Genomic DNA, 7,843 nt, shown 5'->3' with positions numbered 1-7,843 from the left:
TGTCCATTACGTTGCTTGTGGACACAACCTGCCTAAGCGCTCCCCCGATTCATAGGTGACCCAAAAATCGCGGTTACTTCTCTTTCCCTCACGCCTGCACGACAGCCAGACGGTTTTTCGGCCACTGACGCCTTCGACGGCGATGCGCGTGCTGCACAATCCACGTTATGCCGGAACCTATGCCTATGGCCGCCGTCGCTATCGACGAACCATCGATGGCAAAAAGCTCGTGCGCAAACAGGATCATGATGATTGGACGGCATGCATTCCAGATGCCCACCCCGGATACATCAGTTGTTGGGTTGGACGGCTCCCAACGGCATCGCGATGTGCCAGAATGAGTTCGTTGAAATCTCAATCGAGGGAGACCGTCCGTGGAGCAGATTATCCGAATTGGTATCGATACGTCAAAGAGTGTATTCCAACTGCATGGCGTGAACGCAGCCGAGCAACCAGTCCTGCGCAAGAAGCTCTCGCGCAAGGAAATGATGAAGTTCTTCGAGAAGGCAGCGCCGACCACCATCGCGCTTGAAGCGTGCGGCGGCTCTCACCACTGGGCAAGATTGCTGAGCTCGCTCGGCCACGAAGTGAAATTGATCGCGCCGCAATTGGCCAAGCCTTATGTCAAGCGCGGCAAGAACGATGCAGCAGATGCAGAGGCCTTGTGTGAGGCGATGAGCCGGCCCACCATGCGTTTCGTGCCGGTGAAGACAGCAGAGCAACAGGCCGCCTTGATGCTGGTCGGTATGCGAGAAAGGTTAATACGCAACCGCACGCAGCTCGCCAATGCCATTCGCGGTTTTGCCATGGAGTTCGGCGTCGTCGCCGCCAGGGGCATGTGCCGGATCGAACCGTTATTGGAACGCATTGCCACGGATCAGTCACTGCCAGAGCTGGCCCGCGAGCTCTTCGTCATGCACGGTGACGAATATCGCGATCTGCTTGCCGAGATCAAAGCCGTGGAGGAAAAGCTCACAGCTTTGCATCGTTGTGATGAATGCAGCAAGCGCCTGGCGGAGATTCCCGGTGTCGGCCCGATTGGAGCGTCACTTCTTTTGATGAAGGCTCCGGACCCACGGATGTTTAAATCGGGGCGTGATTTTGCCGCCTGGATCGGTCTGACACCGAAAGATCATTCGACTGCCGGAAAGGTCAGGCTTGGCGTCATCACCCGCGCTGGCGATGAAATGCTGCGAAGCGTACTGGTGGTTGGCGCGACTGCGCTTCTTCAACACACCAGAGTAGGCCGAAGCAGGCACGCCTCTCCATGGCTTCTCGGGCTCTTACAGAGAAAGAAGCCAAAGCTAGTCGCGGTGGCATTGGCCAACAAGATCGCCCGGATCGCCTGGAAGCTAATGGTGAGCGGTGAAGCATACCGCGGCACACAAGACCGGCCGCAAGCCGCATGAGATTGAGGCGTAAGAGAGATTGGCCATCACGGCGCGCACAGAATAAATGCTACCGTGTTGAGCTGATGCTGTGAACTTGCAAGAGAACAGCAGATGGTGCGATCGATCGATCCCAGATGCGTGAAACTCCGCTGCTCCCAATGGCCTTTAAAAGGTCGATCAGTTGTTTGGAACACGTGTCGCGGAAACCATCTTGGCCAGTGGTCATGTGCGGCCACACCCAAAGGCCGCACATATGGAAGCAAGCGATCCGATCAAAATATATCTGCAGAAAACACTTGCAAGTGGGAGCCGTCCACATATGGGAGCAACATCAGGAGAACCTGAGGATTCTGAAGTCGAACATCTGCCATAAATGGAACGCGGCAGTCGCATCACCTCCGCGGGAAGGCCCGGCGCTGCTGCAGGGGCGCGCCGTGTGTGGGCAATGCGGCAGGCATTTTCACATGCGCTACGCTGCCCGACGTGGTCGGCAGGAAGCCTGGTACGTTTGTGATCGCGCCCGTACCAATCGCGGTGAACCCCTATGCCAGGCAATCGCTGCACCTCCTGTTGATGAAGCCATCGGTATGCTGATCGCCGAGCAGATGACGCCGGCAGCCATCGAACTGGCGATCGAAGTCCGCAAAGAGATCGAAGCGCGACATGAAGAGGCGGACCGGCTGCGCTGTCGCGCAATCGAGCGTGCCCAAACGGAGGCCGATCTCGCCCAGCGCCGTTTCAGGCTCGTCGATCCCAATAACCGCCTCGTCGCCGACACGCTCGAAGGGGAATGGAACGAGAAGCTCCGCATTTTGGCCAATGCCCGCGAAGAGCGCGAGCGCGGCCGGGAGCACGATCAATTCATCCTCGATAAGGCCGTCCACGAGCGGTTGGTCGCAATGACGGCAGACTTCAAAAAACTCTGGACCAACCCAGAGACCCCGAACCGCGAACGAAAGCGCTTGCTTGCCCACATCATTGAGGACGTCACTCTCCTCAAACTACCGAAGAGAGGCACAACCAAGGCTCATATTCGCTTCAAAGGCGGCAAAACCCAGACACTCGTCACCATCAGCCCAAGATCGCCCAGCCAGCAGGTCAAGACGAACCCCGACATCATCGTGCTGATCGATAAACTGCTCGACGAGCATATTTTTTCCGAGATCGCAGAGATTCTCAACAATCAGGGATACCGTCCGGGCTCGGTGACGCGCCGTGACCAGCGCAACGCCCGCTTCACAACCAAACGCGTCACCTATCTTGTTCGCGAGTACAAGCTGAGATCACGCTATGACCGGCTCCGGGATCGTGGGATGTTGACAATGAAGGAGGCGGCTGCACACCTCAATATCCATGAGCATACCCTCGCCAGATGGGCTGAACATGGCCTCGTCACCAGCCATGCCTACAACGGACACTACCACCTGTACGAGCTTCCGAAGACAGATTTACCGCAAAAGCAATGCAGTCGGTGGAACCAGCTCGTCGATCGCGTCGCCGCCCATAAGGAAAATGCCAGACACGCCAAAACCTTCAACTGAACCCGAAAGAGAGATGCAGTATGAATGCAGATCGTTCAGGTAAAGCGACATGCCGATCCCGTCGTGCCACAGAACCTTGATCAGATCACCTTTGCGACCCCGGAAGCAGAAGACTTCGCCGCCATGAGGATCGCGGCCAAGACCCTGTTGCACCTTCAGCGCCAGGCTGTTCATGCCGCAGCGCATGTCCGTCACACCACCCGCGATCCATACCTTCACCCCAGCCGGAAAGGCGATCATGACGCGTCCAGGACCGGCAACAGCCGGGCAAGGATGGTCGGATCAAGCGAGGCCGGGATCGTCAGCCGTCGGCCGTTCGGCAGGCCGATCTCGATCATCCTGTCGTCTTCAGGCAGTGGTGGTGAGGCCATCTCGAAAGATGCAGCCGGCGGTGGCGAAATCGCAAGCGGCACGAAGCCCGTTGACGCGGAAACGTTCAGAAGCCCGCTTCGGTATTCCCGACGCCAACGGGTCAACAGTGACCGCGACAATCCATAACGCCGCGCCGTCACCGAGCCCTGCCGAAAGCCTTGCAGGCTCTCCTCGACGATCCGAACCTTCTCTTCATCCGACCAATCCCGTCGGCGACCAAGATCATCGGCGGACAAGAGCTCAATGGGCGAAATGATTGTAGCGCATGACATAAGGCATGCACTTAAAGCCAATCAGCAAATCGGGGCAGACGGCCTTTGGCGGAGGGATACGTTCCAGGCAGCACTCCGCTCCGCTCTCGCGGCCATTGACCGGACAGTTTGGATATGCCAATTTGGTAGAACCAAATCGAGGTGCTTCCGCGATATATGCACCTGGATGGTTGGAGGCCCAAGGATCAAAGGAGGGTGCGTCGTGGCTAAGGAAAAGAGCGGCTACTATGGAAAGCGCAGGAAATTCTGGACGTGGGGTTACGAGGATGAGGATAATTCTCAGGACGAAATCCAGGTCATGCGCGAGCGTGTGGAGCAACGGCTCGGCATTAAGGACATCAAAGTCCTTTCGGACCCGACCGTCGACGAGATTCAGCTTCACCCGTCGCGCATAAGGATCCCAAGGACACTAGAGGATTTCTGCACGTCCGAGAAATGGGACAGAATAGCCCATACTTATGGCAAGGGCTTCAAGGACATGGTCCTCATCTACCGGCGCGAATTCGGCAGGGCGCCAGACGTCGTTGCCTATCCGCGCGATGAGGAAGATGTCGCTGCCGTATTTGACTGGTGTGGCGAGAACGGCTACGCTTGCATACCCTTCGGCGGCGGATCGAGCGTTACAGGTGGCTTCTGGGCGCCAGAGCGCGACGCCTATCCGGGTGTCGTCGTTATCGATTTAGGCAACCTCAACCAGATTCTCGAAATCGACCCTGTGTCGCGCTGCGCGCGGATACAGGCGGGCATTCTCGGGCCGGCGCTCGAGGAGCAGTTGAAGCCGCACGGTCTCACCCTGCGCCATATCCCGCAATCGTGGGAGTTCTCGTCGCTGGGGGGCTGGATCGCGACGCGGTCGTCCGGTCACTATGCGACCCATCTCACACATATCGACGATATGGTGGAGAGCCTGCGCGTGGTTACGCCCGCGGGCACGTTGGAGAACCGCCGGCTGCCCGGCTCGGGCGCAGGCCCCAATCCTGATCGCTTGTTCATCGGCTCGGAAGGTACGATGGGCATCATCACTGATGCTTGGATGCGCCTTCAGGGGCGCGTAAAATTCCGCGCGAATGCGTCGATTTCGTTCAAGACCTTCTACGAGGGCGCCAAGGCTGTCCGGCAGATCACCCAGGCGGGGCTGTTTCCGGCCAATTGCCGCTATCTCGACGAACAGGACGCCAAGTTCTACGGCGCGGGAGACGGCACCGATTCGGTCCTGCTGCTGGGTTTTGAATCCGCCGATCATCCGGTGGATGCATGGCTGGAGCGTGGTCTGGAAATCTGCGGCGACTTCGGCGGCACCGTGAAGCAGCGTGCTGGGACGTCGGACAATGCGCTGGAGACGAGCCGCAGTGGACCGCAAGGCAATTGGCGGCATCAGTTCAGGTATCTGCCCCGGCTGATGCATACGCGTGCAGCGATGGGGATCGTCAGCTTCACCTTCGAGACCGCCTATACCTGGGACAAGTTCGAGGAAGTCGATACCGAGATCATGCGCCGTGTCCGAGAGGCACAGCGGCAGCATCTCGGCGGCGGTATCGTCTGCCGCAGATTCTCCTTCCTGTATCCCGATGGCCCAGCTCCGTACTACTCGATCATGGCGCCATCGACGCATGACAACAGCCTTGAAGCCTATTCGATGCTCCACAGCGTGGCGTCGGATGCGTTAATTGAGCTCGGCGCGACCTGCACGCACCACCATGCTGTCGGCAGGTCGTTCCGCCCCTGGTACGATAAGGAAGTTGATCCGCTGTTCCGTCGCGTGCTGACCGCCGCCAAGAACGAACTCGACCCCAACTGGATCATGAATCCCGGGCTTCTCATTGACAAGCCGGCACAGGCGAAGATCGTCGGATAGGGATATTTAACAATGATTGATCTGTACTTCTGGCCCACTCCCAACGGCTACAAGGCCGCTATTATGCTCGCCGAGTTGGATCTCCAATATCGCGTCATTCCAGTCGACATAACCGCGGGAGAGCAGTTCAGGCCGGAGTTCCTGAAGATCAATCCCAACAACAAGGTGCCGGCCATCGTGGATCACGATGGCCCGCACAATAAGCCTTATTCGGTTTTTGAATCCGCTGCCATCCTGATCTATCTTTCTGAAAAAACGGGGAAGTTCCTCCCTCAGGATTCCGAGGGGCGCTATGAGGCGTTGAAGTGGCTCATCTTCCAGAATACGACGATGGGCCCAATGCTGGGGCAGGCACACCATTTCATGGTCTATGCGAGCGAGAAGATCGACTACGCGATCGAACGTTATGACCGAGAAGTCGGCCGGATATACGACATTATCGAGCGCCGCCTGAGCGCCTACGAATACCTAGCTGGCGAATATTCAATTGCTGACATAAGCACGTTTCCCTGGATCCGCACCCGAAAAATGCATCGTCGCGACTTGTCGGATTATCCGAGTATCAATCGATGGTACCAAGCGATCAAAGATCGTCCTGGCGTTCAGACGGGAATAGACACGCTGTCCGACAACAAGAAGTGGGAAGCGAAATCGGGTACAGAAGCATGGAAGAACATGTTCGGGAAAAATGGGAAATCGTAACGATCGCGCCGAAGTCCCTTCCTGATCGGGTGCTGATGGGATGAATTATTTCTCTGCCCTGCCGTGTTCAGTGCGGGATTGATCCAGTTTGGTGGATACTTACCGAGCCTTGCTCCCTCAACGAGTGGGATGCCAACTGTGCGTTGAGGCTCTTACGGTACGCCCATGTCATGGTCAAAACGAAGCGAATGGAAACGACGATGCTGCACAGAAACTTCATTGCCGGCGAATGGGTCTCCGGCGACGCTTCGGCGAACATCAATCCTTCCAACACAAACGACGTCGTCGGCAACTATGCCCGCGCCAGCGCCGAGGATACGAAGGCCGCCATCGCCGCCGCCAGGGCCACGCTGCCCGCCTGGTCCCGTTCCGGCATCTTGGAACGCCATGCAATCCTGAAAAAGGCCGGCGACGAAATCCTCGCCCGCAAGGAGGAGCTTGGCTGCCTGCTTGCCCGCGAAGAGGGCAAGACGCTGCCGGAAGCCATCGGCGAAGTCACCCGCGCCGGCCAGATCTTCGATTTCTTCGCCGGCGAAACCCTGCGGCTTTCCGGCGAGGTGCTGCCCTCGGTGCGTCCGAATATCGGCGTCGAGATCACCCGCGAGGCCGTCGGCGTCGTCGGCATCATCACGCCCTGGAATTTTCCGATCGCCATTCCCGCCTGGAAGATCGCGCCCGCGCTCGCCTACGGCAACACGGTCGTCCTGAAGCCCGCCGATCTCGTGCCGGGCTCCGCCTGGGCGCTCGTCGATATCCTCCACCGTGCGGGCACGCCGGCCGGCGTCGTCAATCTCGTCATGGGTCGCGGCAGCGTCGTCGGCCAGACGCTGCTCGACAGTCCCGACGTCAACGCGCTGACCTTCACCGGTTCCGTCGGCACGGGCAAGCGGGTCGCGCTCGCCTCGGTCGAGCACAATCGCAAATTCCAGCTCGAAATGGGCGGCAAGAACCCCTTCGTCGTGCTCGATGATGCCGATCTTGCCGTCGCCGTCGAGGCGGCCGCCAATTCGTCCTTCTTCTCGACCGGCCAGCGCTGCACCGCGTCCTCGCGCCTGATCGTCACCGAGGGCATTCACGACCGTTTCGTCGCCGCGTTGACGGACCGCCTGAGGGGCCTCGTCATCGATGACGCCCTCAAGGCCGGCACCCATATCGGCCCCGTCGTCGACGAAAGCCAGTTGAAGCAGGATGCCGATTATATCGACATCGGCCGCTCGGAAGGCGCAAGGCTGGCATTCGGCGGCGAAAGGCTGGAACGGGAGGCGCCCGGCTTCTATCTTTCGCCCGCCCTCTTCACTGAGGCAACCAACGACATGCGCATCGCGCGCGAGGAAATCTTCGGCCCGGTCGCCGCCGTCATCCGCGTGAAGGATTACGACGAGGCGCTGGCCGTCGCCAACGATACCAGCTTCGGGCTTTCGTCCGGCATCGCCACGACGAGCCTCAAGCATGCGACCCATTTCAAGCGCAACTCGGAAGCCGGTATGGTCATGGTCAACCTGCCGACGGCCGGCGTCGATTTCCACGTGCCCTTCGGCGGCCGCAAGGGCTCGTCCTACGGCCCGCGTGAACAGGGTCGCTATGCCGCCGAGTTCTACACCACCGTCAAGACCGCCTATACACTCGCCTGAGGGATGGCGTCGCCTTAACCTGTCGCAATTCGCGGCGAGGATTTGTGTCCGTGTTTCAGGCAGCGGTCGACCAAGCGAT

General features: G+C 58.9%; 8 protein-coding genes. 6 read left to right on the top strand and 2 right to left on the bottom strand.

All coding sequences use genetic code 11. The features are described 5' to 3' along the window. Positions 1-55 precede the first annotated feature (55 nt). The 3 genes from EXZ48_RS35710 (at position 56) to EXZ48_RS33690 (ending at position 2,932) form a co-directional block, all read left to right on the top strand. Positions 56-532, top strand: a complete 477-nt coding sequence (locus EXZ48_RS35710; RefSeq protein WP_256370938.1) for a recombinase family protein — start codon at positions 56-58, stop codon at positions 530-532. Then, positions 426-1,409 carry an IS110 family transposase gene (locus EXZ48_RS33695; RefSeq protein ID WP_245462429.1) on the top strand — a complete coding sequence of 328 codons (984 nt, stop codon included), beginning with the start codon at positions 426-428 and terminating at the stop codon, positions 1,407-1,409. Before EXZ48_RS35710 ends, EXZ48_RS33695 begins: the two co-directional genes overlap by 107 nt. A gap of 446 nt (positions 1,410-1,855) precedes the next feature. Beyond that, positions 1,856-2,932, top strand: coding sequence for a hypothetical protein (locus EXZ48_RS33690; protein ID WP_245462428.1), 1,077 nt, complete (start codon positions 1,856-1,858; stop codon positions 2,930-2,932). Here EXZ48_RS33690 and tnpB read toward each other — a convergent pair. Beyond that, positions 2,840-3,106, bottom strand: a complete 267-nt coding sequence (gene tnpB, locus EXZ48_RS36035) for an IS66 family insertion sequence element accessory protein TnpB (protein ID WP_371687692.1) — start codon at positions 3,104-3,106, stop codon at positions 2,840-2,842. The genes EXZ48_RS33690 and tnpB overlap by 93 nt on opposite strands. Before the next feature lie 62 nt (positions 3,107-3,168). After that, a complete protein-coding gene (locus EXZ48_RS36030; protein ID WP_130521397.1) occupies positions 3,169-3,576 on the bottom strand; it encodes a transposase in 408 nt (135 codons plus the stop codon). Positions 3,577-3,778: 202 nt separating this feature from the next. Here EXZ48_RS36030 and EXZ48_RS33675 point away from each other — a divergent pair, with 202 nt between their 5' ends. From EXZ48_RS33675 to EXZ48_RS33665, 3 genes are all read left to right on the top strand, one after another. Then, a complete protein-coding gene (locus EXZ48_RS33675; RefSeq protein WP_207900593.1) occupies positions 3,779-5,431 on the top strand; it encodes an FAD-binding oxidoreductase in 1,653 nt (550 codons plus the stop codon). Between the two features lie 12 nt (positions 5,432-5,443). Further along, positions 5,444-6,133 carry a glutathione S-transferase family protein gene (locus tag EXZ48_RS33670; protein WP_130521389.1) on the top strand — a complete coding sequence of 230 codons (690 nt, stop codon included), beginning with the start codon at positions 5,444-5,446 and terminating at the stop codon, positions 6,131-6,133. A 200-nt stretch (positions 6,134-6,333) separates the two neighbouring features. Then, on the top strand, positions 6,334-7,764 hold the full coding sequence (locus EXZ48_RS33665; RefSeq protein ID WP_130521387.1) for an aldehyde dehydrogenase family protein: 1,431 nt from the start codon (positions 6,334-6,336) through the stop codon (positions 7,762-7,764). The last annotated feature ends 79 nt before the right edge of the window (positions 7,765-7,843 follow it).

The sequence above is a fragment of the Shinella sp. JR1-6 genome (assembly GCF_004284735.1).
Taxonomy (GTDB): domain Bacteria; phylum Pseudomonadota; class Alphaproteobacteria; order Rhizobiales; family Rhizobiaceae; genus Shinella.
This window is presented reverse-complemented; position numbering and strand designations above follow the sequence as displayed.